This window comes from Streptomyces sp. 2-1 (assembly GCF_048564895.1).
GTDB lineage: Bacteria > Actinomycetota > Actinomycetes > Streptomycetales > Streptomycetaceae > Streptomyces > Streptomyces phaeochromogenes.
The window spans coordinates 403,462-427,999 of the sequence record NZ_CP183383.1 but is presented as its reverse complement, the minus strand read 5'-3'; the positions used below and the strand labels follow the sequence as shown (position 1 = coordinate 427,999).

Below are 24,538 nucleotides of genomic sequence, written 5' to 3'. Positions count from 1 at the left end.
TTCTCGAGAGGAAGGAGCGCCATGCGTGCCGACATTGTCTGGTGGGACCTGTCCGCCTCCGGACAGACCATCGAGTCCATGCGTGAGTACCTGCGTGAGGAATCCGTCGCCGCGTTCTCCGAGGTACCCGGACTTCGCTTCAAGATGTGGCTCTCCGATCCGGACACCAACCGGTGGGGAGCCGTTCTGCTGTGGGAGTCGGAGGAGGCGTCCCGGCAGGCGCTGCCCAGCCGGGCGCTCGAACTCATCGGCTACCCACCGCAGATCGTGCACGGGTTCGACGTGGAGGCCACGACCGAAGGCCGGTACGAAACGCAACAACTCGCCCTGCAAGGGCTGGCGTTCACCGAAACAACGCAGAGGAAATCAAGCTGACGGGCAACCAGCGGGGACAGCGTGTCCTGGCCCCGCCTTGTTCGCCGCGTCCATGGCTCACGCGTACCCCGGACGACGCCACGGCCTCAATGCGTTCAAGAATCGTCGTCGTGATCGCAAGCGGCCCGACATGCTGATCTAGAGGCGTCAGCGCAGTGCAACCACACTCGAGTGCACGGCACGCATTGCCCGCTCGACAGTGTCCTGGTTTTCGCCGACCGGAGCCACGTAGTCGATGACGGCGCGCGCCGCGTCCTCCGTGAGCATTCGGGTGATCACCCACGTGGCGAGGTACTGGGACGCCAGGCAACCTCCCGCTGTAGCGATGTTCCCCTCGGCGTGGAACGGCGCGTCCAGCACGGTGACGCCGCAGGCTTCGACAAAGGCTCGGCTCTTCATGTCCGTGCAAGCCGGCATACCCTCCAGCAACCCGAGACGGGCGAGGACCAGCGCGCCGGAGCACTGCGCACCGATCAGCTGTCGTGACGGGTCGAGCGGCAGCCTGGAGAGCAGCCTGTCGTCGGTGACCACCTCTCGCGCCTTCACCCCGCTACCGATCAGCACGACGTCGGCTTCGGTCACGAACTCCATCGGGCGCTGCCCGGTCACCTCGACGCCATTCATCGACGTGACCACCGGCGTCGGCGTCGTGATGAAGGCTTCCAAGCCGTCCTTACGGCATCGGTTGATCAGCGCGGAAGAGATGAAGCTGTCGAGTTCGTTGAACCCGTCGAAGGTGACCACGGCGACCTGCATCACAACTCCCTCAAGCGCAGCATCAGAAGTCCACAGTTTTCCTGGCGCGCTGTTCCCGGTCGAGAGCCAATCAGTGGCTGGTGGCATGCCTGACGGCGCTCTGCGAGTCGAGTCCCGAGCTGAAACCAACTCCCACCCGGATTCGCTCTGTCGGGCGTCAACGCCGTTCGCCGGTTCGCCGGTTCACCGAGTGGACCGAGGCCCGGGTGCGGGCCAAACTCCACCGCCTGGTCCTGGATGAACTCGGTTCGCGGGGCGGGGCGGACCGGCCGCCCTGCCCGATCGCCTCCGCCAGTGTCCCGGCCCTCAAAGTAGGCCCTGCACATGCCCGGAACTGTGGCTTCCATCACAGCGAATTCGATCTTGACCTGGTGAGATCGCCGGATGCTCGGTTTCCTCATCCGTCTCCTGCCGTTCTGGGTCCGCGAACCCCTCCTCATCGCAGTCGGGTCGGTTCTCGGTGTACGCATCATGTATCTCGCCGTCCACGATCACGAATGGGTCGCGGCCGGTCTCGGCGTGGTGTTCCTCGTGTTCACAGCCATACGCATCCACGTGGTGGTCCGGGCCCTGCGCGCACGCCGGAACCCGAGTCCGGCAGCCTCGGCGGACGGGGCGGCGGCCGATGCTGTGGCCCAGGCCGGAACGGGGCCGCGTCCCGGCCCGGTCGCTGCGGAGAAGGACCACAACGCATGGGGTCAGGCCGTTGCGGCCGTGGCCGTGTTCGGGGCACTCGGGGCCGTGCTGTGGGTGGCCCCACGCGTGATGCCGTCCGACGTCAGCACCCCGCAGCCCGCCTCGTGTTCGGGTGGGACACACGAGGAGCTGCCGAAGGTCTACAAGCAGACGCCCCGGCCCGTGACCGGCGAAGAGCTGTGCAAGACGCTCAACCGGCCAGACCTGGCCAAGCTCCTGGGAACGCCTGAAGAGACCGCGACCACTGCTTCCGGCACCAACAACACCGCCCCGTTGACCGATGAGAGGGTCGCCAATCCGGAGGCCGAGGTCGCGTTCGACACGTACACCGTGAACGTCTCGGCCACTTACAACAAGCTGACGACCGACCAGTACGTGAAGCTGATGAAGTTCGGGGACGAGACGGACATCAAGACGCTTACGGCTGTCGGTCGGCCCGCGGTCTTCTCCTCGGCTCCCACCATGAAGATCGAGATCGATCTCGGCAGTGGCGGATCCGGCGGACCGGTCGAACAGGGCCCCCTGGCCAGGACGCTGACCGTGGCGCTGGACCGCAATGACCGGGGCGGTTACTGCGACATCGTCGTGTGGAGCAAGTCAGGAGCCCTCCCTGACGACAGCGTTCTCCTGGACATCGCTGAACGGGTTCTTCCGAGGATCCCCGAACGGCCTGCCTGACGAGACGCGGAGTACAGCTTCCTCGGCAAGACCGAGGACAACAGCACCGCCCTGTCCCTGCTGGGCGCGCGAGTCTATGACCCTGTCCTCGGCTGCTGCTTCAGATCCCATCTTCAGGCGGTGACGGTTCTTGTGAGCCCTCGCCGTATTTCAGGGGGATACCCGAGCTGCTCTGCCAGCGGCAGAACAGCGGCCGCACCGGGCTCGACGATCACTACAGTCCAGTCTCATGACGACGATTACGACGCGTACGGTCGAGTACCCGGCCGACGGTCTGACGATGATCGGGCACCTCGCGCTCCCGGCCGGTGTCGACCGCCGGCCCGCGGTGCTGCTCGGACCAGAGGGCATGGGGCTCAGCGACGTCGAGCGCCGCCGGGCCGATGCTCTCGCCGAGCTGGGATACATAGCGCTGGCCTTCGACCTCCACGGCGGGCGCTATTTGAGCGACCCCGAGGAGATGCTGGCCCGTTGCATGCCACTGCTCTCCGATCCCGACCGGATGCGGGGCATCGGACATGCGGCGCTCGACGTGTTGCGGACCGAACCGCGGACCGATTCCGACCGGATCGCCGCCGTCGGCTACGGCACCGGGGGCGCCATCGGGCTGGAACTCGGGCGCGACGGCGTCAACCTGCGCGCGATCGGGACAGTCAACGCACAGACCACGGGCCGACCGGGCGAGGCAGCGCGCATTCGCTGCCCGGTGTGGGCCGGGGTCGGGTCGGAAGACCCGATCATGCCGCCCGCGCAACGCAACGCGTTCACCGCTGAGATGCAGGCCGCGGGCGTCGACTGGCGCCTCACGGTCTACGGCGGCGCATTGCACGCCTTCCACCATCCGCCGGTCGACCACCCCACGGTCCCCGGCGTCGGCTACCACCCGCGGCACGCGCAGCGAGCCTGGCGCGACGTCGTCGACCTGCTCGCCGAGTGCCTGCCCGTGACGGAGGATCTGGGCGCATGACCCAGGCGAACATGCCGGCACCAGGCTGGGTCGGCGTCATGCCTGGGACGCCTCAAGCAGCTGGACGGGTTCGGCAGATCGGGGCATGACTGCGTTGGACTGGACGGCGGGCCGGGTGAGCCCGCGGGTCACAAGCGTGATCGAGGCGAGGGTAGGCATCGCCTCGGAGTGCTCAGGCCGGGTCTCGTCGTCGCGCACCTTCCGACGCGCATGCGACAACCAAGCCAGTGACCTCTCCACCACCCAACACCTCGGCAAGATCACGAAGCCCTTGGCGCCCTTGGGCCTGCTCACGGTCTTGATCGTCAGGTGGAGGAAGGACTTGGCCCAGGCCACAAGGGTCCGCGCGTAGGCCAAGTCGGCCCAGACCGGACGGGCAAGCGGAGGTGGACGCCGGAGCGACGGTCCGCCGTTCGGAAGGCAGACATCACATCGATCGTGACCGCCAACCCGACCAGTACGGCAACCGCACCCGGTTCTTCCCCGCCGTCAGGAGCAGTCGTACACGAAGCGAATGGTGGCTGTGTGGCGGCTGGGGGAGAGGACGTGCAACTCGGCCTGGGCCCGGTATCGGCCTTCGCCCCGGAACGTCCACAGCAGATGTACCCGTGCCTTCATCTGGCCCCCGGGCACCACCTCGCGCAGGACGGCCGAGGTCGTGCCGTCGCTGCGGACCCAGCGGTAGGACAGGGTGCCCGGTCGGCCGTTCGTGTTGATCACTCCGACGATGTCCGCGGTGTTGTCGCATTCCACCGTCGTCTGGCGGGTGGTGACGGTCACCCGGTCCGCGGTGAAGCCGGTGCCGGAACGCTGCCAGGCGAGGAACGCGATGACCAGGAGCAGCACCAGCGCCGGCAGGGCGTGTCGGCGCAGACCTCCTCGCGGACGCCGGGTGGGCGTCGGCACGGCGGCGGACAGCGGGGTCGTTGAACGGTGCGAGAGAGCGGCGGTCACACCGGGGCCGAAGCGCAGGACCGTTCCCTCGACCCGGTCGGGCCGGGTTTCCGGCGTGGGCGGTGCCACGGCGGTCCGGTCCGCTTCCGGCGTGGTGTCCTGCTCGGGTCTCTGGAACCAGTGACTCCCCAGGACGGTGGCGCTGTACTCCGCGTCCGCGTCGGCGGTGTGGTCGGGCGGAGTGGGCCAGGAGCCGTTGCCGGGCGGGGTGGTGCGGTCGTTGGTCGGAGTCAACGGATGTCGCACCCCCTCGTCAGGAGCTGCTGTGAGGCGCCGCCGTCGGCGGACGCGGGAGCTGTCGTGGCCTGCACGGCCCAGTAGCAGCCCTTGCCCTGGAACGTGTGGTCGACAGTGAACGTGTACTGCGTGGCACCACTGCGGTCGAAGGTCTGGGGCGTTCCGTCCGGCGTGCCGAGCTGCCCACTGGTGTCGCCCGTGTACCAGGACACGGTCACGGAGATCGGCCCGGTGCCGTCGGTGGTGACGGAGACGGTCGTCGTACCCGTGGTGGGGCCTGTCTGGCGGAAGCCGGACACGGCGACGTCCTTGACCGCGGGCGCGGCGGGCGCGGTGGGAGACGCGGTCGTCGGGGCGGGAGTGGCCGTCCCTCCGCTGGGCGGCGTGGCTTCTTCGGTCGGGGCCGAGGCAGATGCCGAGGGGCCGTCGGATGCCGAGCTCGGCGAGCCGGACGAGAAGGGGCCGGTTGCTCCGGGGGATGCCGAGGACTCGGCTGCGCCGGTGGGGTCGGCCGACGAGGTCGGCGAGGTGGGCCCCGACCCTGCTCCGGGCTGTGCACTGGTCGTGGCGAACGCTTCGGCCGCCTGGCCGTCGTTCCGCGGCACGCCATACGCCAGAACGATCGCCAGGAGCGCGGCCGCAGCCGACACGAGCACGCCCGGGCGAGTGGGCCGCCACCTGTGGCCCCGTCCACCGCCCCCGCCGGCTCCCGGGCGCAGGACGGTGCGGGCGGTGTCCGTGGTGGACTCCGGGCCGGGGCGGGCCGAGGGGCGCAGCAGCACCAGTAGCGCTGCGAGTGCGGAGAGCCTGCCGCGGCCACGCTCCTCCCACTCCGGGCCGTAACCGGCGACGGCCGCCGCCTCCAGGTCCGCGACGAACGCCGCGGCGTGCGAGGGACGTTCCTCGGGCGACTTGGCCAGGCCGCGACGGACCAGTGACCGCACCGCCTCGGGAACCTCATCGGCCGGGACGGGCGAGTCGACGTGCCGCAGCGCGAGTTCGGCGAGGTTGTCGGCCGGGTACGGCTTGTGGCCGGTCAGGCACTCGAAGAAGGTGGCTGTCGCCGCGTACACGTCGCCCGCGGGTGAGGCGGGCGCACCGGTCCACTGCTCCGGGGCCATGTAGGAGGGTGTTCCGGCCACTCCGGCGCTCTCACCCGTGGTCACCGCGATGCCGAAGTCGACGAGCTTCGACGCGCCGTCGGAAGTGACGAGGACGTTCTCCGGTTTGTAGTCGCGGTGGACCACACCTAGCCGGTGTGCGTCGGCCAGGCCGAGCAGGGAGCCCTTGAGGATCACGAGTGCGGCTTCGGGTTCCAGCGGACTCTGCCTGGTCAGCAGGGAACGGAGGGACACACCGTCCACCAGCTCCATCACGATGGCGGCGCCGTCGGGGCTCTCGACGTACTCGTACAACCCGGTGACATACGGGCTGTTCAGGCCGGCGAGCAGTCGTGCCTCCGCGCGGAAGTCGTGGACGAAGCCGGGGCGGGTGTGCAGCGACTCGCTGAGGTACTTCACCGCGACCGCGATGCCGGTCCCTTCGTGCACGGCCAGGACGACACGGCCGCTCGCCCCGGAGCCCAGCTCCAGCGATTCGGTGTATCCAGGAACTGCCCATGTGTTCATCCGCATCCCCTCAGGGCCGTCGTGGTCCCGGAGCCTCGGTGAGGCTCGGAAGCTTCGGGCCACGCGATGGGAGACACATTTTCGGCCATGTCGGTTGCGGTGGGGCAACCCCCCCCGTCGCCATGTCGGGCGGATTCCTCGGTCGCGGCCGAGGAACTGTGTGCGCGGCCCGGCAACCGCTCAGAGGCCGCACTCGCGGTGGCACCAGGTGAACAGGGCCCGGGATTCACCGAGCCATTGGTCGGCCATGGCGCGGAACGCGCTCTGCGTGATCCGGCAGGCCATCGGGAGGGCACGGAAGCCGAGAAGGTAGGGCGGCTGCTCGCCGTCGAGGTTGTAGACGGACAGGGTGGGGGCGTACCACTCGATGTTCCAGGCGTTCGCGGCTGCGGCCGCCAGGGCCAGCTGGTCGTCCTTGAGGTAACGGTCGTCGGTGGCCATCACCAACAGCATGTCGTTGCTCGTCGCCGCGAAGTCGAGCTGGATCTTCCGCTCGGCCTCGGGATGGTCGAACTCGATGGTGACCGATGACGCGTTGACCTCGTACGGGCGGTGCTGGCGCCGCACCCAGTCGTTGACGAGCCGCCGCCAGTGGGTGGCCAGTTCGAAGGCGTCCTCCGGCGCGTGGTCGGTGTCAGGCATGGCCTGCGGCCTCCCTCACCATGCGGTCGGTCAGGCCCGCCTCCAGCAGTGATCTGACCTTCGGTGGCAGGGGCCGTTGTGGCGCCGCCACCGGCGCGGTGCCCCGCGCCAGCCAGGCGGCGCCGGTCGCCACCGCGAGTTCGGGTTCGGAGACGGACAGCACCGTGCGCCCGGAGCGTTCGGCCAGCAGGTCACCCACCATCGGAAGCCGGGAGCTGCCGCCGACGGGAACGATCAGGTCGAGGTCTTCCCAGCGCAGCCCCTGCGACCGGAGTACCCGCTCGCACTCATCGACCGTCTCCGACAGCAGGGGCCGTACGGCCTCCCGCAGGTCCGCCTGCGTCAACGTGACCTCCGTCGGCGGATCGAGCATGGTCAGCAGGTCCGAGTGTTCGGAGGAGACGGACAACTGCTGCTTGAAGGTCGTACAGGCCTCGGCCAGCATGATCGCGCGCCGCAGCGTTCCGGGATCGTCGGAGCGGGTGGCTGCCCGACGCAGGCTGTCCACCGCATCGGGACAGCGCTCCCGTACAAGGGACAGCACGGCCTGGTCGATGGCGATTCCGCCGACGTCGGGCAGCCCTCCGGGGGCGCCGAGCACGGTGAACCCCTCCCTCGTGCCCTGGGCCACCGCGAGGTCGAACGTGCCGCCGCCGAGGTCGTAGACGAGGACCGTACGGTCGCGGTCCAGCCCGTGGTCGTGCAGGGCGTACGCGGTGGCCGCCACCGGTTCGCTCTGGATCTCGACGATCTCCGGCGGCAGTCCCGCCGCCTCGGCGGCGCCCACCATCAGGGTGTGCCGACTGCCCTCCCAGGTGGCCGGAACGGTGATCACCACCCGGGACGGGGCGGCGGCGACGGCCGCCCGGGCCTGCTGGACGAGAAAGCCGAGGACTTCCGTCGTCAGCTGCGCCGTCGTGAATCCGCGCTCCCCGAGCCGGTGCGGATACGGCTCGCCGAACTCTCGCTTGAACTCCGCGCGGAACCGGTCAGGACGCTGCAGGCGCGAGTTCTGCGCGGCCTGGCCCACCACCACGGATCCGTCGGGCAGGAGACACACGGCGCTGCGCACCGACGTGGCGCCGTACGGGCTCACCGGATCGCGTACCGGCAGCGGCTGATGGCCGTGGCGCAGGACGACCAGCGCGGACGACCACGTGCCGAAGTCGATCCCGTAGACCGGCCCTGTCGGGCCACCGTCGCCGGTCATGGCGCGTCGAAGAGGTCGGGGTCGAACGAGGCGCCGAAGTCCTGGGCCGATGGGGACACGACATCGGTGCCGAGGTCGTCGGCCGGTGTGGTGGGAGCGTGGACGGCTGGGTCCTGGGGCTCGACGGAGTTCGTCTCCTGGGGTACGGCGGTGTGCGGGGTCCAGGGTGCGAGCGCCTCCGGGTTCTGCGGCTCGAGGGTCCCCGCATCCGGCGCGGAGGCCGTCCCCACGGCGTCGGCCTCGACGGCCGGGGAGTTCTTCCCGGTGCCGTCGGCCGCAGCCAGGGCGGCTTCCGCGGTGACACCGAGAGCGATCTCCGCCGCTACGCCGGCGGCGGCGCCCTTGGCCGTGGACGTCGTGGCCGGGCCGACGGGTGCCGGAGTTGTGGCTGACGCGTCAGGGCCGGGCAGGTCGGGGCGTCGCGATGCCGGGAGGGAGTGCCGTGGTGGTGCGGACGCCAGTCGCTCCACCCGGGCCCGCAAGCGGTCGAGTTCGCCCTGCAGGCTCCGGTAGGTCTGCTGACGGGCCAGCAACTCGCCGCGCCGCCGCGTCAGTTCCGCCTTGGTGCGACCGGTGGCCTCCTGGAGCCGGCGGCCGGACTCGGCCAGGGACTCCTGCTGCGCGGCCAGTTGGCCGTTCAGTTCCGCAGTCAGGGCCTGAGCGATGTCTCCGAAGGCCTGGTTGAAGGACTCCGTGGCCTGCCGGCGCAGCACGCCGAACTCCTGCGTGGTCAGTTGGAGCAGCCGGGCGTTGCGTTCCTTCTCGGCACGCTCGTGCAGATCCTTGCGGTGGTTGCGGACGCCGTGGACGAATCCCATGGTGCCCAGGCCCAGCATGACGGCGAGCCCGCTCAAGGGCTCCACGAAAGCGACTGCGGCGCCCGCACCCACGCCGGCCATGCCCGTGGACCAGCTTGCCCGGAACTGGTCGAAGAACCGGGCGGGGCGCACGTTGAGCGGCACGCTCGGTACGGAAACGGCGGCCGTGAAGGGCGGTTTGGGAGCCTGGGGCGAGGTGAGTTCCAGGCTGGTGTGCTGTGCGAACTCCTCCATCAGGGCGACGGCGACGGTGGCCAGTCGGTCATGAGCCTCCGTGAGCGCTTTGAGCATGTCGGAGGTGACCTGGCCGACCACCTCGTCCGCCACGGGGTCGGCACCCGCGTTCACCTTCTCGTGGTAGTCGCGCAGCCCCGCGTCGAAAGCCGACTGCAGCGCGGTGCGGGCCGGCCGGGTGTCCTGGTCGAAGCGGCGGCGAAGCTCCGTACGCCACTGCGCGCTTCCCGCGGACAACTGCTTGACCCGGTCGGCCGTTTCGGTCACCTCCTGGCGGATCCGCCGCAGTGACGCGTCGGACTCCAGCGCCGCCAGCTCGTTGACCACGGGGGAGCCCGCCGTGGTGACGGCATCGCCGAGCGCGTCCAGCGCCCGGCGCAGCTGCACGGCACCGCAGGTGGTGGCCAGCCCCTCCCACAGTGCGAGATCCAGCTCGGGAAAGTTGGAGTCGGCGAGCAACTGGTCGTCGGTACGGTCCCGGAGCCACTTGAGCTTACGGAAGGAGGAGACGGGAACGACGACCAGACGTTCCGGGGGCCGGCCGGTACGTACGGCGATCTTCTCGCGGGCTCCGGTGACCACCGGGACGGGATCGCGGACTTTGTCGGTCTTGGTGACCACGGTGACCACGACCTCGCACCTGGCGAGCGCCCGGTCGAGGAAGTCGAGTTCGTAGGTGGCGAGCGGCTCGATGGCGTCGCAGACGAAGACCAGGCCGTCGGCGCGTTCCAGGAAGGCGTGTGTGACTGCGGTGTGTTCGGAGTTGACGCTGCCGAAACCGGGCGTGTCCATGAACACCAGCCCGGTCTCCAGCTGCGGGACGGGGGCCTGGATCTCCACCAGCCGGACCTGCTTGTGGTTGCGCGGGTTGCCCTGCTCGGTGACGAACTCCGGAAGGCGGTCGAGCCCGATGCGGACCTGACGGGTACCGCTGCCGTCCGTGGCCCCCGCATCGGTCATGTGCACCACAGCCTGTTCCCGCGGGCCCCAGCCGAGGGTGGACACCACACACGTGGCCACGTCGACGTCCACGGGGAACAGCCCGGGCCGTTCCACGAGGGCGTTCAGCAGCGAGGACTTACCACGGTTGAACTCTCCGACGACCACGATGTGGCAGGTCCCCTGGTCCAGGCGGGCCAGGGACTGGTCGATCAACTCTCGCTGGCGGGGGCCCAGTTCACCGGAGATCGTCTCCGTGAGCCTCGGGAAGGCGGCCAGGACGTCCGCGCGCAGGCGGGTGAAGGCGTTGTCCCGCATGGTGGTTCACCTTTCGTCGGACAGGTGCCGGCGGAGGAACTTGGGCGCCAGCTGCCGGTAGTAGGGCGTGAGGGACGGTTCCAGCAGCCGGCCCAGCAGCTGACCGAACTGCCCGGCCCAGCCGTCATCGGGTTGCCGCCCGCGCCCGAGCTCGTGGAACAACTCGTCGTAGAGGCCGAAGAGGTGGGTGCGCAGCTCCCGGTAGGCGGCGGTGGTCAGTCCCTCGACGGCCGGGTGCGGGAAGCGGCCGACGGGCTTCGACCACTGCGCACGCGACCGGTGCGGCTCCTTGAAACGCAGATCCGTGTACTCGACCAGGCGTCCCGTCGCCCAGTCGAGCGTCACTGTGGCGAACGGCGGGAACAGGTCGGCACCGCCTGCCGGATCCGGGCGCAGGACGAACAGCGGCAGCCTCATGTAGACCCGGGGCACGCCATCCTGCAGAACCGGCACGGGCAGCGGCCAGCCGATGCCCGACTCCATGGGGACCAGCTGGTGGAACAGCGGTGAGCGGCGCAGCTCCCGGCTCAACGCCTCGGAGCGGGGCACATCGGGACTCGAGGCCGTGGTGAGGCGGGCACCGGGATCAGTGGGGTATGTCATGCGGTGGGCCACCTTCCTCGTTCGGTTCCGAAGCCGGCTCCCCAGTCGGGTCCGAACCCGGTGCCGGAGGAAGTTCAGGAGCCCTGTTCGGTGCGGTCCGCTGCTCGGGCCGTACGTAGGCGATGACCTCCTGGTGGCGCAGCAGCGCCCCGCTCCACACGTAGCCGGGGCGGACCGTCTCCGCGATGGCTCCGTGGTGCCGCCCCGAGGGGTCGTCGCGGGTGGCCACGACATTGTGCCGGGCCGGGTCCACCGGGCCGGAGTCGTCGACCGGGGTGACATCGGAGGCCGCCAGTGCGGCCAGCACGGTGCGGCGCACCCAGGCCAGTACCGGGTCGGGAGTCCCGCGGCCGGGGGAGTCCGGGGAGTCGGGGGCTGTGGGCAGCTCGGCGAGCCGGTCCAGGAGTCCGATGAGGGGTGCCGCGACCGCTGGGGCGGACGGCCGGGCCGTCGACGGGCGCGTTGGGGCGATGGGTGCCGGGCGCGCCACCTGCTCGGACCTCGCGTGCGGCACGTCGTACGACTCCTCGTACGCGGAGCGCAGTTCCCGCTCCATGCGGTCACGTTCCTGGACGAGCCAGGACGCGCACCGGGCGGCGAGATCTTCCAGGTCTTCGCGGCTGCCCATGTCCCGTTCGGCGTTGTCGCGCGTCATGGTCACACCCCCTGCGGGGAGCCGGCGGCGACGAGGTAGTTGCCCGAGTCCTGCCAGGCACCCATGAACTCGTCCAGCGGGACCGCCAGTCCCTGGCCGTCGGGATGGCCGGAGTCGTTGAGCACCACCATCGGGTTGGCGGGGTCGGTGTTGTCGATTCCGGTGACCCACACGGCGTGGTTGGCGTCCTGCCCCGCCATGCCCGGCATGTCGCCGACGTTGTCGTCGTTCGGGTCGTGTCCCTGAGCCCAGATCTCGTCGGCGTCCAGTCCCACGATGGCGGCGCCGCCGTCCGCGAGCACCGTTTCGAGTTGCTCAATGGACGCGTCCTCCACCTGCTGGACCGGGACGCCGTGCAGTTCGAGCAGATTGCCCAGGTCGGCGGGTGCTGTGCCCGACCCGTCGAACCATCCCTGGTCGGCCGCCTCGGAGGTGAGCTGCTCCTCGCTGATGCGCTGGCCCGTCAGGTACTCCAGCACCATGCCCTGCGCGCCGATCGCGCAGCCGTTCTCGCCGGTGTGCTGCTGCCACACCTCCATGGCCTCGCCCGGACTGCCGACCACGGCGGTGGGATCACTCTGAGCGGGGTCGAAGTTGGGCAGGTCGGGGACGTCTCCAGCAGGAGGAGCGGTGACCGGTGTCGCGGCGGGGTCACTGTAAGGATCCGCCGGGTCCGCCAGGCCGGTGGGATCCGTCGGACCGGCCGGATCCGCCAGGGCCGTCGGGTCCGTGATCTCAGCGGGGTCGAACCCTGGATCGATTGTCGGGTCCGTCCCCGGATCGGCGCCCGGATCGTACATGTCCCAGCTCAAGATGTACTCCTCTCACCGTCGTGTCCGCCCGGTGCCTCCTCGCCGTAGAGGACCACCAGCGCACGTTCGACGAGGGTCGCCACACGCTCGTAGGAGCGCAGCACCACGCGTGCCGTGGTGAGTGTCGGCCGGTCGAGCAGCGGGTCTCCGGCGAGGGCGGCCCAGTGGGCGATGCGGCCTCGCGCCGTCGTCAGGAGCACGTCCACCCCGGTGCCCGGGTGCAGGCCGAGCCGGGCCGCGCAGCTGGTCCCGTGCTCTCCGGTGACCTCCAGCAGTTGTGCCTGTTCCTGCTCCGTCAGGGTCAGACGACCGCCGTAGTACGCGCTCAGCGCTGCGAGTTCGGAGGGGCCGGAGTCGGTGACGCGCATGCCCTCCAACACCTGCGCCACGCGGTCCGCCACGGCGGGCGGCCGCTGCCGGGCCCGCTGGGCGCCGGCCCGGAGCCGGCCGACCTCTTCGGCGATCTCACGCTGTCCGTGGTCGAGCTTGATCAGGGAGGACCGATTGCCGAAGTGACGCAGGACCAGCTCCCGCAGTTCGGTGACTCCGCTGCGCTCCAGGAGGTGTTGCCGCACCGCGTCCTCGGCCAGGCCGTCCCGCAGCAATCCGCAGGCCAGGAAGACCCCCCACGCGCCCAGTCGGTCCACCAGCGCGGCGCGCACCTCGGCCGGAACAGGCAGCTCGGGGTAGTCCCTCACGCAGAACATCTGGACGTCCTCCATCCGGTCCGCCAGTAGCCGCGGTGGCACCTTTGCCAGCTCCGCGAGCGGCCCGAATTCGTCGGACGGCATGCACTGTGCCCCCGTTCCCAGCAGCCCCGAGACCGGGACGACCGTGCGGAACACCCTTCGTACGGCGGGCCGTTGGAGATAGGAGTCCGCCATCCGCCGGGCCGTCGCCATCGCGTCGTGGTCGAGGGGGTCCGCCGGCATCCCGTCGGGGCCCGTCTCGCCCATGGGCGGCCAGTACTGGTCGCTCCGGGAGAGCACGCCGAACGCCTTCAACGGGCTGACCACCTCCCCGTAGGCCCCCGCGAAGGACTCCACCGCCTGCTGGTCGGCCCGGCCCAGCCCCCGGCTGAACACGAAGACGACGGCGTCGGCCCGGTCCATCTCGGCGGCGCTCGCGGCGTGCACCGAACGCGCGTCCTGGCCCAGCTCCTTGAGCACGCGAGCGGTCTCGTCCTGCTCCACGGGGTCGTCGATGCCGAGGAAGGAAAGTGTGTTCTGCGAGTCGGTCCCGTGCACGCTGGCCAGACCGGGTGTGTCGATCAGCCGGAAGCGGCGCAGCAGCGGACTGGGACGACCGACCTCCACCTTCCGCACGGAGCGCAGCAGCCTCAGCCCGTCGGCGGAGCGCGCGGTCAGTCGGGAGAGCGATCCCTGGGGCCACTTCTCGGCGGGTCTGCCGTCCTTGAAATGGACGATGAGACCAGGGCGATCGCTGTGGTGGAACTCGCAGACGTTGAAGGTCAGTTCCAGTTGCCCCGTGTCGGAGACCTCCTCACCGAGGAGCGCGTTGACCAGCGTGGACTTGCCGCACTTGAGCCGACCCGCGACGGCGACCCGCATCGGCTGCGCCATCCGGGCCCGCGCGTTGCGCACCACGGTCCGCAACTCGGCCGCGGTCGGGTCGTCCTGGTCGATTGCATGGCCAATCCGTGCGAACACCTCGTCGTGCGGTGCCGCCACGGGGTCCGGCAGACTCGCCATGCCGTCACCCCGCCTCCGGAACCGGTACGCGAGGCCACCCGGCGGCACCTTCGGTCCTCGAAGGAGCTCGGCTCGGTGCGCGATGTGAGCGGTCCGTCGTGACGAGCGGTGTGGCGGTGCGCCGGCCTGAAATGGGGCGTGCGTGTGCCATGAGAATCCCCCGATGATCCCCCGATGTCGCCCCGGGGGAGGTTGCCCGGCCCCGGCGCCAACCCGTTCAGAGTGGCAGTCGGGCGGACCGTCGGGGAGGGGTTGGCGACAACTGCTGGCAATACGGGGCGCGCAGTGCAGGGAGTGGAGCGCGCGGTACCGGACGTGCGCCCGGCGGCACCTCGTGACGGTTCCCTCCCCGCCTCCCACGGCCGTACGGTGGTCGCCCCGGGGAGCCGGGGCGACACGGCGGGGGACGTGAACGGTGGAACTCCAGAGCCTGGCCGCGCGCTGCGGCGAACTGTCGATCGCGTACTGGCGGGCGGCCGACGCCGGACTGCCGACCCGACAGCTCTTCGAGCAACTGACGGCCCAGGGCAGACAGACGCTCGCGGCCCTCCGACAGCACGGCAACTCGTCATCGGTCACCGTGGGCGAGTCCGGCATCGCGGGCATGCTGCTGGACGCCTACGGCCGCGAACCGACCACCTGTCAGGAAGGTTCCCGAACCCACCGTCGGCTGAGGGAACACTGGTCGGCAGCCGAGGAGTTCACCCCCCTGGTGGGGCCGGACAAGTTGCGCCACTACCTGGCGGGCCGGGCCCAGTACGAGCTGGGGGAAGGCCGGGCCAGTGAGGCGTTGGCCCTCGTGGACCGGGCCGATCCCCCACGGCACGACGACGCGTCCCCGGCCACCGCCCCGGCCACTCCGCACGGAGACCTGCGGGCTCTGCGGGCGGAGGCCCTCCACCAGCTCTATGACTCCCGCACCGCCCTGGAGGTGCTCGCCCCGCTGGAGGCCGGACTCCGCGCTCTGCTCCCGGACGGGCCGATCCCCGACTCCGCTTCCGAGGCACAACGCCGTATCGAGGCGGAGTTCGCCCGGGGAGGTGACCCGGTGGACGTCGCCCGTCTGCTGGAGGCGTCCACCGTGTACCACCGCGTACTGGACACCAAGGCGGGCGCCCTACGGGACACGGGCCGTCCCGAGGAGGCGGAACGGGTGTATGTGATGCTCATGCCGCAGTACACGGCGTCCGGACTCGAAGCGGTGGGACACCTCCAGCTGGCCCGGTGCGCGCTGGACCGTGCAGCGGTGGAAGAGGCATGCCGGCGGCTGGACCGGGTGGCCCCGTTGTTCGAGAGCGCCTACGAAAGGGACATGGCCTCGGTGCGGGCACATCTGCGGCGGGTCCGCGGAGCCACGTATTGCGCCATGCGCGCCGAGACTGCTCGGTTGTCTCGTCGGCATCAGGATGCACTCGACTGGTGCGACCGGGGCACCGAGTTCCTGACCGCGCGCCCCGACTCCTCCGCCGCCGCGACCCTGCACACCGAACAAGCCAGAAGTCACCAGGCCCTCGGCGATCAGGCAGGGGCGGCACGCTACTACCGCCTGACGGTGACCGACCTGGACCGGGTGCTGCGCGTCTCCCTGGGCCACCGCTTCGACACGCTCCATCTGCGCTTTCGCAGACCGCTGTTCGAGGAGGTGCTGGGATTCGCGGAGCGGAGCGGCGACGCGGGGCTGGCCGCCGTTGTCACGGATTTGCTCAAGGCGCGTGCCTTCTCCGCACGGCTGTCCCTGAACCGGTCGGGCGCGCCGAACGGTCAGGAGGCACGGGCCGTCCGGGACCGCACCGCCTTCGCCGACCTGACCGGGGACATCGCGCAGGCCGAGCGACAGGGCCGGTCTGAGGACGCCGGCCACTTGCGCGGGAAACGGGCCGAACTGCTCATCAGGATCCGTGCCGTCGACCCACGCTGGCACCTCATCAGGGACGACCCGCCCTTCGACCCCGACCGTCTCACCCACTTCCTGGCGCAGTATCCGACCGGCGCCCCGGGCAGCAGGCCGGGACGCTGTGTGGCCCTGAGTCTGTACGAACGCCCCGAGGGACTCCTCACCCTCCTGGCCACGCCCGACGGGAGGCTGCGTTCGGAGACCTGCCGACCGAGCGAGGCCACTCGCCGCGCTCTCGACGCGTACCACCGGGAGATCGACTCGGGGCATCCACCGGATCCCGCCCGTCTGGACTTCTGGGGCCGGCACGGTGTCGGCCTCGCCGATCTGGTCCCCGCCGCCGTCGCCGACGAGATCGCGGACAGCGGCACCTGCCTGCTGTCCCCGCACGGCCGCCTGCACGCCCTGCCCTGGACGGTGGTGCGCCACCGGGGCCGCCACCTGGTACGGGACACGGCGCTCGGCGTCGTCCCCAACCTGTCCTGCGTGCCGCTGTTGGACCATCGCCCCGACGGCCCGATCGAAGCCACCCTGGTGGGTGTCACCGAACTGGCCGACGGCAGCGCGCTGTTCCCCCAAGTGGGCCGTGCCGTCCGCATCCTGTCCAAGGCACTCGGCCCGGACAGGATGCTGGGCGAACCGGTCACCGGCCCTGCCGCCACTGTCGCGGCCCTGCGCGGCCTGCTGGAATCGGGACCGCCGCGCCCCGGACGGACGGCCGTGCTGCAGGTCGCCACACACGGTGTACGCAGCCCCGGGACCCCCTTCGAGACCGGTGTGCAGTTGGCCGACGGTGACCTGGAGACCGGCGAGGTCCTCATGGGACGCATGCGCCACGAGGAGGTCGTCCTGACCGCGTGCAGCACCAGCTTCCGCACCCGAGCCGATCACAGCGGCGGACACGGAGCGCTCGCCGGCCCCGCACCACGGGAGCCGGAACCGCTCGAACTCGCCGGGGACGTGGCCAACTCCCTGGTCCACGCGTTCCACGAGGCGGGAGCCGCCTTCGTCCTGGCCAGCCCGGTCCCGGTGTGGCCGAGGCTCGCGATCCACCACTCCTTCCAGTGGTTCGCCCACCGAGCGGCGGGTTGCGCCCCGCTGGAAGCCGCCCGAAGAGCCGCGGTGGCGCTGCTCGACAACGACGACTCACCGCGGCAGACGGGCAACTGGGCCGGAATCACCGCCTACGGAGCACGGTGACGCGAGGAGCGACCCACGGGAGACACCCAATGACGGACGAGCCGCAGGAACTGAGCTCGCTCCTCGGACGAGAGACTTGTCGGACGTCGGAAGGACGACGATGAAGGACGAACCACAGCAGCCGCCTCAACAGGAAGCCGCAGCACACCCACAGTCGGAGCCACCGCCTGTCTCGGCATTGTCGCCCTTCCTGCCCGAAGAGCTGGCGCAGGCACTGTGCGACGAGTTGGACGAGGACTCCCAGTCGGACCCGGACAATCCGATGGGCAGCGCCAAGAGCCCCTGGACCCCCGAGGACCGCTCACCGATCCGGTCGAGGCCGCCCACACCCCCGCCGGCCGGGTGAACCAGGCATGCCGTCGAACCTCGCCGGACTCGCCGCTCTGCTGTTCGCGGCCGTCCCCGGCTACCTCTACCTCGTCCGCTACGAGCGGCACGGCCTGCGCGAACGGCCCGGCGCCGCCCGGGAGATCGCCGAACTCTTCGCCGTCGGCACGTTCGTGACGCTCGGCACGGCGGCGGGTGTCCTCGTCCTCGCCGAGTACGTGCCGGGCCTCGCCACGCTCGACGAGGCCGTCTCCGGTGAGACCTACGCCCGTGCGCACCCGTGGGAACCGGTGCGATCCGGCATTCTGACCCTCGCCCTCAGCGCGCTGGTCTGCCTCGCGCTGGGAGAACTGCGCGGGCGACGAAGCGGGGGCAGCAACTGGTCCAACACCCCGGGCACAGTGTGGTCCGAGCTCCTGAAGTCACCGCGTGGAGAGGCCGACCCCGAGGTCGAGGTCCTGATGGACGACGGCACACGGGTCAACGGCTGCTGTCACATGGTCTCCCATGAGAAGGACACCTACTATCGCGACGTCGCCCTCCACCACCCCATCTCGATCCACCCGGCCGACGAGGGCCAACCCGAGCCGTGCGAAGCGGACTACATCATCATCCCCGGCGGCCACATCCGGCTGATCCAGATCACCACGGCACGCACCCAGGGCAGGAGTTAGTGCCGAGTTCCTCGGTGGCCAGGATTTCGCCTGCGGGTCTGGTCGATCAGGAGGATGCAGTTGATCTGCTGATGGTTGGTTCAGCTGCGGGTGATCGGTGCGCTCCAGCGGCTTGTCTCGTGTTCTCGTCCGACTTCGGGAAGCCGGAAGCATGCGAGGGCGCCGAGCAGGCCGGCAGCACCCAGAAAGAGGAACAGTGCGGTGTAGCCCCCGAGCGCCAGCAGCGCGGGGCCCATGAACGGGACCAGTGACTCGGGTAGCTTGCTGGCGACGTTGAAGATCGCGAGATCCTTGGCCGCGTCGTCCTTGTCGGGCAGGACACGCACGGACAGGGCGAAGTCGACGGACAAGAACGGCCCCGTGCTGAGGCCCATGAGGACGAAGCCCAGCGCATCGGGCAGTCACTTCTCCGTGAAGGCGGTGAAACGCAGCGCCATGCGCGCCAGCCAGTTCTCCCTGCTCGCTGTCCGGTCCTCATCCTGCGGCGGCGCCGTTGCCATCACGTCGCCTCGTATCTGCGTACAGGCGTATGGGCGTTCAGGGCTGGTCACCCAGCTATGCGATGCCGACGATCGTCAATCCCGCCTGGCCGAAAGGCAATGTGGATGACCTACACGGCACCCGGCTGCTTCACGTGCGGTACCGCCGTCCCGCGCCGCACGCGTGGCAGTACGTTCGCGACGTGACCTCGGAGGAGAGCGACCGGACGTTCCTGGAGTTCCTCGCGCGCGACGCGCCTTCGGCCGAGTTCGAGGAACCGATCATCGCTGACCGGGCGTTGGGGGCGAGCGCCGAGACCGTCGCCGCCCTTGAGCGGTCGATACTTCTGGCGCTACGGGTGCGGGCGGCACTGGACAGGAGCCGTCGCCGGGAAGCCGAACTCTCCGCCCTGTACGAGACGGTGGGCGACCTGGTGGCCCTGCGTGACGTCGACGCCGTCCTTGAGGCGATCGTGCGCCGGGCACGCAAACTGCTCGACACCGACACCGCCTACCTCGCCCTGTATGACCCGGAGCGCGGCCACGCGTACGTGCGCGAGACGAATGGTTCGGTGTCGGCGGAGTTCCAGCATCTGCTCATGCCCCTTGGAGCGGGACTCGGCGGCCTCGTGGTACAGACCGCCTCGCCCCTACTTCAGCAGTAGTTACCTGGGTGACGCCGGTTCCGGCATACGCGCGAGATCGACGAGGCGGTGACCGAGGAGGGCCTGGTCGCCATCCTCTGTGTGTCCCTGCGTCTGCGCGGGACCGTCATCGGAGTGCTCTACGCGGCCGACCGCACCGAGCGCCGCTTCGCACGCTACGAGGTCAACCTGCTCAGGCCGATCGGCAAGCTGCGTAGCCGTCAAGGGCGGACCAGCTGACGTGTGATGCCAGCAATCACCGCGGTGGCGAGGATCCAGCCGGCGACGATTAGGCCGTAGGCGACTGTCTGCCCCGGGCCATGCGGGCTCCACGCGGTCTCCTGGCCGAGGTTCACCACCGGCAGTAGGAGATCCAACGTGTAGGCAGGTGCCGAGAAGGGCGGCGGGTCGTCGCGGGCGGCACTCAGAGGCGTGACCGCGAAGAACGCGCTGCCCGCGGCCAGCAGCACCAGGAGCCAGAGGCCGGCCAGCCATGGTCGGTATCCGTAGCCGACGAGCAGGTCCTGGATCAGGCCCCACGTACGGCCAGGTGGTGCGAGCGTCCTGCGGCGCTCGCGCTGCTTGTGCAGCAGGACACGCCGGGCGTCCTCGTCGTGGCCGATTCGCCGGTAGTGCGCCGCGAGTTGTTCGAGGGGCTGGGGCTGGTAGTTGTTCCGGCCCCGGGAGAGCCAGTCAAGTCGTGCCGGTGCCGGGAGGCGAGGCGCCAGGTCCTCGTATCGCAGACCGTCGAGCCTGGTTTCCCGTGGCCAGTGCGCCGGGTCGTCACACAGGCTGTCGACCTGTGCCTGGCGTAGATCCAGCACGGTGAGGCGGGTGTTGTCGAGTCGCAGTTCGCGCTTGATCCGTGCGCCACGTAAGTCGAAATCGCCTTCGATTGCGCACACGGCACGGTCGGCGTTGTAGCCGAGGCGGCAGTACATGCCGCTTTCGGCTTCGAGGTTTCTGGCGAGGACCCCGCCGCGGATTGTGGAGCCGTCCAGCTCCGCGTAGCCCTTTATGTGAGCACCGGGCAACCGTAATTGTCCGTCGATGACGGCATCGTGGCAGTAGAAGGCGCCGTCGATCGCGGCGAGATCACCCTGTACCGCGACGTTCGGGGAGGTGAACGTCGAGCCGGAGATTTCCACGTCTCCCGTTCGCGCTCCGTAGAGCGACAGCTTGTCCAGTCGGCAGCCCGCGACCTCCAGTTCCCCGTCGAGAATGATACGAGCCGCGTTTACGTGGGAGAGCGAGCAGCCGCGTAGCCTGACGCTGCGGGTGGTTGCCTCGGCCAGCAACAGTTTGCCGTCGAACACGCAGTGCTCGAACAGGAGCGAGGTCTGGAGTCGTGCGTTGGCCAGGTCGAGGTCGCCGGTGATCCTTACCCCGCACAGGGTGAATCGGCTGAGTGCGTCCGCGCCGGACACCAGGGCAGCAATCACTACGGCGCGGACCCGACGGTCCTCGCTCCACTGATCCGCCTCGTTTAGGCCGTAAGCGTCGTCGGTTCGGAAGTCGACCACCATCTCCTGGCGGGCCCCCGCCACGACACGCTGCTCGGACTCAGACAGATTGTCGGGCATGTCCATGGCCGAAGCATGCCCGACGGCAACCCAGCCCTTAGCCGGCCGCACGTGTGAGGTAGGCCGCGTTTCAACGGGAGTAGTCAGGCTCGTCGGGGGCCGCCGGGCGGCTACGGCCAGGGTTGGGTGAACAAGCCCTGCTCGGTCTCGACCAGGATTCCGCGCTCGGTCAGCCGCTTGAGCTTCAGGCGGGTGTTGTTGATGCTGTTGGGCGTGATCTCCAGGTCCATCGCCTCGCACATCTGCCGCGCCCCGCAGGTGAGCCACGGCTGGCACGGCCTGGCGGCCGGCTGGCAGGCTCCGGCACCACGTCCCGATCTCCACCCGGCGCGCTGACAATTGTCCGGCCGACAACCGCAAGATTCGACGCGACAGATCAATCGAGGACGGGTGGACAAGCACACGAAGCTCCTGGCGGACACTGGTGATCTTGGTCGAGAACCCGTCTGACAGGAGCTTCGTCGGGGCACAGGACTGTCCAACTCGCGGTCAGCACCGTGAGGTTGGAAGGGACTCTCGGATCACGCTGGGTCTGCTGGCTTGCCGGGTTGGTGAGCTCTCCGAGCAGATCCGGGATGTGGACGCTCGTCTGGTCCGCCTCGTGAAATGTCATGCCCCGCAACTGATCGATGTGGGGGGATCGGTCCGGACACGGCCGTCACCTTGCTGATCACGGTGGAGGACAACCCGGAACGCCTGGACAGTGAGGAGTCCTTCGCCGCGTTGTGCGGGGTGAGTCCTGTCGCGCGTTCCTCGGGACGTCAGCAGTACCGTCGCCTCAACCGTGGTGGCGACCGTCAGGCCCATGCCGCGCTGCATCGCCTCGTGTTCACCCGGCTGCGGGTCGACCGGCGAACCCAGGACTATTACGAGCGCCGGATCAAGGAGGGTAAGCCCCGCCGCGAAATCGTCCGTTGACTCAAGCGCTATGCGGGCCGGGTGGTCTTCCACCTCCTCGGACAGCTAGGGCCAGGACCCCGCTCATAAGTGCTGTGTGTGATAGCGGACATGGTCGCTTTCGAGACCCGGTTGCCCGTCACGATCTCCGTCGCGTCAGTGGAGCGAAGCTGTCGAGAGAGTAGCAACTCCAGGCGAGAGTGCCGGCCCATCCGGTGCTACGGCGAGGTGGGCAGGTGTGGGGAGCGGAGTACGAGCAGGGTGATCTCGCTGGGGGCGAAGACGCGGAACGGCGGGCCCCAGAAGCCGGTGCCGCGGCTGGTGTAGAGGAGGGTGCGGGTGCCGTGGTGGCTCAGGCCGGCGTGGGCGGGCTGGTCGATGCGGACCAGGTGGTGGAAGGGCCAGATCTGGCCGCCGTGGGTGTGGCCGGAGAGCTGGAGGTCGATGCCGGCGGCTGCCGCCCGGTCGACGAACTTGGGCTGGTGGGCAAGGAGTAGGACGGGCAGGTCGGGCTCGGCGCCGTTCAGGGCTCCGGCGAGGTGGGCGCGGTGGCCTGCCAGGCCGGAGGATTCGGCGGTGACGTCGTCCACGCCGGCGACTACCAGGGTGTCGCCTCCGCGTTCGAGCAGCAGGTGGCGGTTGCGCAGTGGCTCCCAGCCCAACTCGTCCATCAGGTCGACCCAGCCTTGGGCCTCGCTGTAGTACTCGTGGTTGCCGGTGACGTAGACCCGGGCCTGGGTGGCCCGCACGTTACCTAGCGGGACGGCCTGGGCGCGGCGGCGTTCGGCCGTGCCGTCCGCGATGTCGCCGGTGTGGCAGACCAGGTCGGCTTCCAGTGAGTTCACCGTCTCGCACACTCGCGCCGACCAGCGGGCGCGGTCGAGTGGGCCGTAGTGGGTGTCGGTGATGAGGGCGACACGGGTGCCGTCCAACCCGGCACCCAGGCGCGGGAGTTGGACGTCGAGGCGGCGCACGCGTGGCACGCGTCGGGCTTCGGCGTAGCCCCAGGCGAGCAGTACGGCGGTGGTGCCGAGGACGGCCCACGTGACGATCCGGGCCCGGTCCTGACTCTCGCCGACGCCTGCGACGGTCAGGGCGATCCGCAACAGGACACCGAGCAGAACGGACCAGGTGAACAGCACCCAGCTGGCGCCCAGCAGGGTGTCCCCGATGATCGCCGCCCAGTCCTGCTGGCGCCGGCCGTGGCCGCGCCCCATCGCCAGTGGCATGGCCACGAGGCCGAGGACGAACAGGGCGGTGCCGACCAGCGCGACGGGCAGTGGCCAGTGCTGGCCGCTGTACAGGAGCACCCAGCAGGGCACGGCCCACAGCAGGACGGGGGCGATCAGGGGGAGGTAGCGCATCAGACGGTGCAGCCGGGTTCGCTGGGTCTCGTGCGCTGCCCTGTCGTCGGATCGGACTTCGCTGGTGTCGGTCACGCTTCCCCTCCTTAAGTCAGAGCCGCACGCAAACGTTCCACCAGGGGGTTCGTCAGCCGTGTCGGTGGCTCGCAGCGCCTTGAAGTAGGCGGGCCGATCGGCTGTGAGGTCGGAGGCGACGCCTCTGCGACAGAGTTCGAAGGCCGCCTGATCGAGGATAGTCCTGGCCAGACGACCGTTGCCGTCCGGGAACGGCATGATCGAGACGAACTCGTGGTGGAACCCGGCCGGCGTGCGGAGAACGACCTCCCGGCTGCCACGGCTCCGCGGCCCGACGAGCAGGCTGCCTCTCTCCGGGAAGAGGAGATCTTCGAACATGGCGGCGTGGAGCAGCGCGAGTAGTGAGCTGTCGAGCCTGGCCACGGTCGGGAGCCGTGCAGCGATCTCCTCGTCCTGCAGCTCGTTGCGCAGCAAGCGCTGGATCCGGTCTTGCTGGTCGGTGTTGAAGAACGCGACCTGTTCCTCGGGACTCATGGGAAGCCTCAGGAACTCCAAGCGCAGCCAGTAACCCCCCGGGGGGTCATCGAGGGCGGCCCGTATGCGTTCTACGTTGAAGATCTCGTCGTAGGGCCCGCCGAGCGCGGGGAGCTCCGCGCGCTCGCTGACGCTCAGATGCTGGTTCACAGGGAAGATGAATCCATCCGCATGTTCGCCCTAACGCCACGGAGATCTTCTTTGTACCTTCTTCTGGTCGCAGCGAAGGCACTCGCCGTCGTGGGGAAGTAGACGGCTGCGACGTACCTCCAGCCGTCCCGCCGCACGACGACGTCCTACTTCCCGTCCGGACTGCCCAGAGGGCCCTGCGGCTCGATGTCGGCATAGCCGCTGATACGGAGGATCCCAGCGCACAGACGCTCAGCGACGACCGTCCAACTCCCCTTGCTCCGGCACCGCGTTGCCGTGCACGGTGTAGGCGGGGGCCAGACGCGGACCGTCGGCGAGAGCTGCTCGCTGATGAGCCGGACGGCCGCATCGAGCAGGTCGGGGGCGTCGACGGCGGCCGCCTGCCGGGCGTAGCTCTGGTCGCGGATCCACACGTACCGGTGGTCGTATCAGGCGCGAGCTTGGCCTTCGGGCCGGGCCGGGGCGGAGTCGGCAGCCGCAGCGGAGGCCGCGGGCGGAGGTGAGGGCCTCGGTGGTCATCGGTGCCTTCCTCAACCACGGCCC

24 protein-coding genes and 3 pseudogenes are annotated in these 24,538 nt (G+C 69.7%); 10 read left to right on the top strand and 17 right to left on the bottom strand.

Going from position 1 to position 24,538, the window contains the following annotated elements:
* Positions 1–21: 21 nt before the first annotated feature.
* Entirely contained in the window at positions 22–375 is a 354-nt protein-coding gene (locus tag ACN20J_RS02155; protein ID WP_361902680.1) for a hypothetical protein, read from the top strand.
* Positions 376–522: 147 nt separating this feature from the next.
* Here ACN20J_RS02155 and ACN20J_RS02150 read toward each other — a convergent pair whose 3' ends face one another.
* Positions 523–1,131, bottom strand: a complete 609-nt coding sequence (locus ACN20J_RS02150) for a DJ-1/PfpI family protein (RefSeq protein ID WP_419665008.1) — start codon at positions 1,129–1,131, stop codon at positions 523–525.
* 123 nt (positions 1,132–1,254) lie between these two features.
* On the opposite strand from ACN20J_RS02150, the pseudogene ACN20J_RS02145 reads away from it, so the two are divergent.
* The 3 genes and pseudogenes from ACN20J_RS02145 to ACN20J_RS02135 form a co-directional block, all read left to right on the top strand.
* Positions 1,255–1,442, top strand: a pseudogene (locus tag ACN20J_RS02145) (IS5/IS1182 family transposase); the annotation flags it as partial.
* Positions 1,443–1,515: 73 nt separating this feature from the next.
* Positions 1,516–2,505 carry a DUF6215 domain-containing protein gene (locus ACN20J_RS02140; protein ID WP_419665007.1) on the top strand — a complete coding sequence of 330 codons (990 nt, stop codon included), beginning with the start codon at positions 1,516–1,518 and terminating at the stop codon, positions 2,503–2,505.
* Positions 2,506–2,734: 229 nt separating this feature from the next.
* The gene (locus ACN20J_RS02135; RefSeq protein WP_419665006.1) at positions 2,735–3,472 is read left to right on the top strand and encodes a dienelactone hydrolase family protein; all 738 of its coding nucleotides are present in this window, start codon (positions 2,735–2,737) and stop codon (positions 3,470–3,472) included.
* A 111-nt stretch (positions 3,473–3,583) separates the two neighbouring features.
* Here the strand turns inward: ACN20J_RS02135 and ACN20J_RS02130 are convergent.
* The 10 genes and pseudogenes from ACN20J_RS02130 to ACN20J_RS02085 all read right to left on the bottom strand — a co-directional run.
* Positions 3,584–3,871: pseudogene (locus ACN20J_RS02130) on the bottom strand (IS5/IS1182 family transposase); the annotation flags it as partial.
* Between the two features lie 90 nt (positions 3,872–3,961).
* Positions 3,962–4,660 (bottom strand): hypothetical protein, encoded by a 699-nt coding sequence (locus tag ACN20J_RS02125; RefSeq protein WP_419665005.1) that lies wholly within the window; start codon positions 4,658–4,660, stop codon positions 3,962–3,964.
* The gene (locus tag ACN20J_RS02120) at positions 4,657–6,291 is read right to left on the bottom strand and encodes a serine/threonine-protein kinase (RefSeq protein ID WP_419665004.1); all 1,635 of its coding nucleotides are present in this window, start codon (positions 6,289–6,291) and stop codon (positions 4,657–4,659) included. The genes ACN20J_RS02125 and ACN20J_RS02120 overlap by 4 nt, the downstream gene beginning before the upstream one ends.
* Before the next feature lie 180 nt (positions 6,292–6,471).
* Positions 6,472–6,933, bottom strand: coding sequence for a hypothetical protein (locus tag ACN20J_RS02115; protein ID WP_419665003.1), 462 nt, complete (start codon positions 6,931–6,933; stop codon positions 6,472–6,474).
* A complete protein-coding gene (locus ACN20J_RS02110; RefSeq protein ID WP_419665002.1) occupies positions 6,926–8,143 on the bottom strand; it encodes an Hsp70 family protein in 1,218 nt (405 codons plus the stop codon). The genes ACN20J_RS02115 and ACN20J_RS02110 overlap by 8 nt, the downstream gene beginning before the upstream one ends.
* The gene (locus ACN20J_RS02105; RefSeq protein ID WP_419665001.1) at positions 8,140–10,452 is read right to left on the bottom strand and encodes a dynamin family protein; all 2,313 of its coding nucleotides are present in this window, start codon (positions 10,450–10,452) and stop codon (positions 8,140–8,142) included. Before ACN20J_RS02105 ends, ACN20J_RS02110 begins: the two co-directional genes overlap by 4 nt.
* A gap of 6 nt (positions 10,453–10,458) precedes the next feature.
* Positions 10,459–11,055, bottom strand: a complete 597-nt coding sequence (locus tag ACN20J_RS02100) for a hypothetical protein (RefSeq protein WP_419665000.1) — start codon at positions 11,053–11,055, stop codon at positions 10,459–10,461.
* Positions 11,039–11,710, bottom strand: a complete 672-nt coding sequence (locus ACN20J_RS02095) for a hypothetical protein (protein WP_419664999.1) — start codon at positions 11,708–11,710, stop codon at positions 11,039–11,041. The genes ACN20J_RS02100 and ACN20J_RS02095 overlap by 17 nt, the downstream gene beginning before the upstream one ends.
* Before the next feature lie 2 nt (positions 11,711–11,712).
* Positions 11,713–12,522, bottom strand: a complete 810-nt coding sequence (locus ACN20J_RS02090; RefSeq protein WP_419664998.1) for a C39 family peptidase — start codon at positions 12,520–12,522, stop codon at positions 11,713–11,715.
* A complete protein-coding gene (locus ACN20J_RS02085; RefSeq protein ID WP_419664997.1) occupies positions 12,519–14,234 on the bottom strand; it encodes a dynamin family protein in 1,716 nt (571 codons plus the stop codon). Before ACN20J_RS02085 ends, ACN20J_RS02090 begins: the two co-directional genes overlap by 4 nt.
* A 415-nt stretch (positions 14,235–14,649) precedes the next feature.
* On the opposite strand from ACN20J_RS02085, the gene ACN20J_RS02080 reads away from it, so the two are divergent.
* The 3 genes from ACN20J_RS02080 (at position 14,650) to ACN20J_RS02070 (ending at position 18,329) form a co-directional block, all read left to right on the top strand.
* Complete coding sequence (locus ACN20J_RS02080) at positions 14,650–17,328, top strand: CHAT domain-containing protein (RefSeq protein ID WP_419664996.1); 2,679 nt, start codon at positions 14,650–14,652, stop codon at positions 17,326–17,328.
* Between the two features lie 100 nt (positions 17,329–17,428).
* Positions 17,429–17,674 (top strand): hypothetical protein, encoded by a 246-nt coding sequence (locus ACN20J_RS02075; protein WP_419664995.1) that lies wholly within the window; start codon positions 17,429–17,431, stop codon positions 17,672–17,674.
* 7 nt (positions 17,675–17,681) lie between these two features.
* Positions 17,682–18,329 (top strand): DUF6338 family protein, encoded by a 648-nt coding sequence (locus ACN20J_RS02070; RefSeq protein ID WP_361922951.1) that lies wholly within the window; start codon positions 17,682–17,684, stop codon positions 18,327–18,329.
* 80 nt (positions 18,330–18,409) lie between these two features.
* Here ACN20J_RS02070 and ACN20J_RS02065 read toward each other — a convergent pair whose 3' ends face one another.
* Positions 18,410–18,679, bottom strand: coding sequence for a hypothetical protein (locus ACN20J_RS02065; RefSeq protein ID WP_419664994.1), 270 nt, complete (start codon positions 18,677–18,679; stop codon positions 18,410–18,412).
* 332 nt (positions 18,680–19,011) lie between these two features.
* On the opposite strand from ACN20J_RS02065, the gene ACN20J_RS02060 reads away from it, so the two are divergent.
* Together ACN20J_RS02060 and ACN20J_RS02055 are read left to right on the top strand one after the other, a co-directional pair.
* Positions 19,012–19,473, top strand: a complete 462-nt coding sequence (locus tag ACN20J_RS02060; RefSeq protein WP_419664993.1) for a hypothetical protein — start codon at positions 19,012–19,014, stop codon at positions 19,471–19,473.
* Between the two features lie 48 nt (positions 19,474–19,521).
* Positions 19,522–19,692 carry a GAF domain-containing protein gene (locus tag ACN20J_RS02055; protein ID WP_362302715.1) on the top strand — a complete coding sequence of 57 codons (171 nt, stop codon included), beginning with the start codon at positions 19,522–19,524 and terminating at the stop codon, positions 19,690–19,692.
* On the opposite strand, the gene ACN20J_RS02050 is transcribed toward ACN20J_RS02055, so the two are convergent.
* Both ACN20J_RS02050 and ACN20J_RS02045 read right to left on the bottom strand, forming a co-directional pair.
* Positions 19,674–21,041 (bottom strand): hypothetical protein, encoded by a 1,368-nt coding sequence (locus ACN20J_RS02050; RefSeq protein ID WP_419664992.1) that lies wholly within the window; start codon positions 21,039–21,041, stop codon positions 19,674–19,676. The genes ACN20J_RS02055 and ACN20J_RS02050 overlap by 19 nt on opposite strands.
* A gap of 104 nt (positions 21,042–21,145) precedes the next feature.
* Entirely contained in the window at positions 21,146–21,277 is a 132-nt protein-coding gene (locus ACN20J_RS02045; RefSeq protein ID WP_259334228.1) for a hypothetical protein, read from the bottom strand.
* A 421-nt stretch (positions 21,278–21,698) separates the two neighbouring features.
* Here ACN20J_RS02045 and ACN20J_RS02040 point away from each other — a divergent pair, with 421 nt between their 5' ends.
* Entirely contained in the window at positions 21,699–21,953 is a 255-nt protein-coding gene (locus tag ACN20J_RS02040; protein ID WP_259334229.1) for an IS110 family transposase, read from the top strand.
* A 197-nt stretch (positions 21,954–22,150) separates the two neighbouring features.
* Here ACN20J_RS02040 and ACN20J_RS02035 read toward each other — a convergent pair whose 3' ends face one another.
* From ACN20J_RS02035 to ACN20J_RS02025, 3 genes and pseudogenes are all read right to left on the bottom strand, one after another.
* Entirely contained in the window at positions 22,151–23,371 is a 1,221-nt protein-coding gene (locus ACN20J_RS02035) for a metallophosphoesterase (RefSeq protein ID WP_419668814.1), read from the bottom strand.
* A 162-nt stretch (positions 23,372–23,533) separates the two neighbouring features.
* Positions 23,534–23,689, bottom strand: a pseudogene (locus ACN20J_RS02030) (Fic family protein); the annotation flags it as partial.
* A gap of 452 nt (positions 23,690–24,141) precedes the next feature.
* Positions 24,142–24,408, bottom strand: coding sequence for a hypothetical protein (locus tag ACN20J_RS02025; RefSeq protein ID WP_419664991.1), 267 nt, complete (start codon positions 24,406–24,408; stop codon positions 24,142–24,144).
* Positions 24,409–24,538 lie beyond the last annotated feature (130 nt).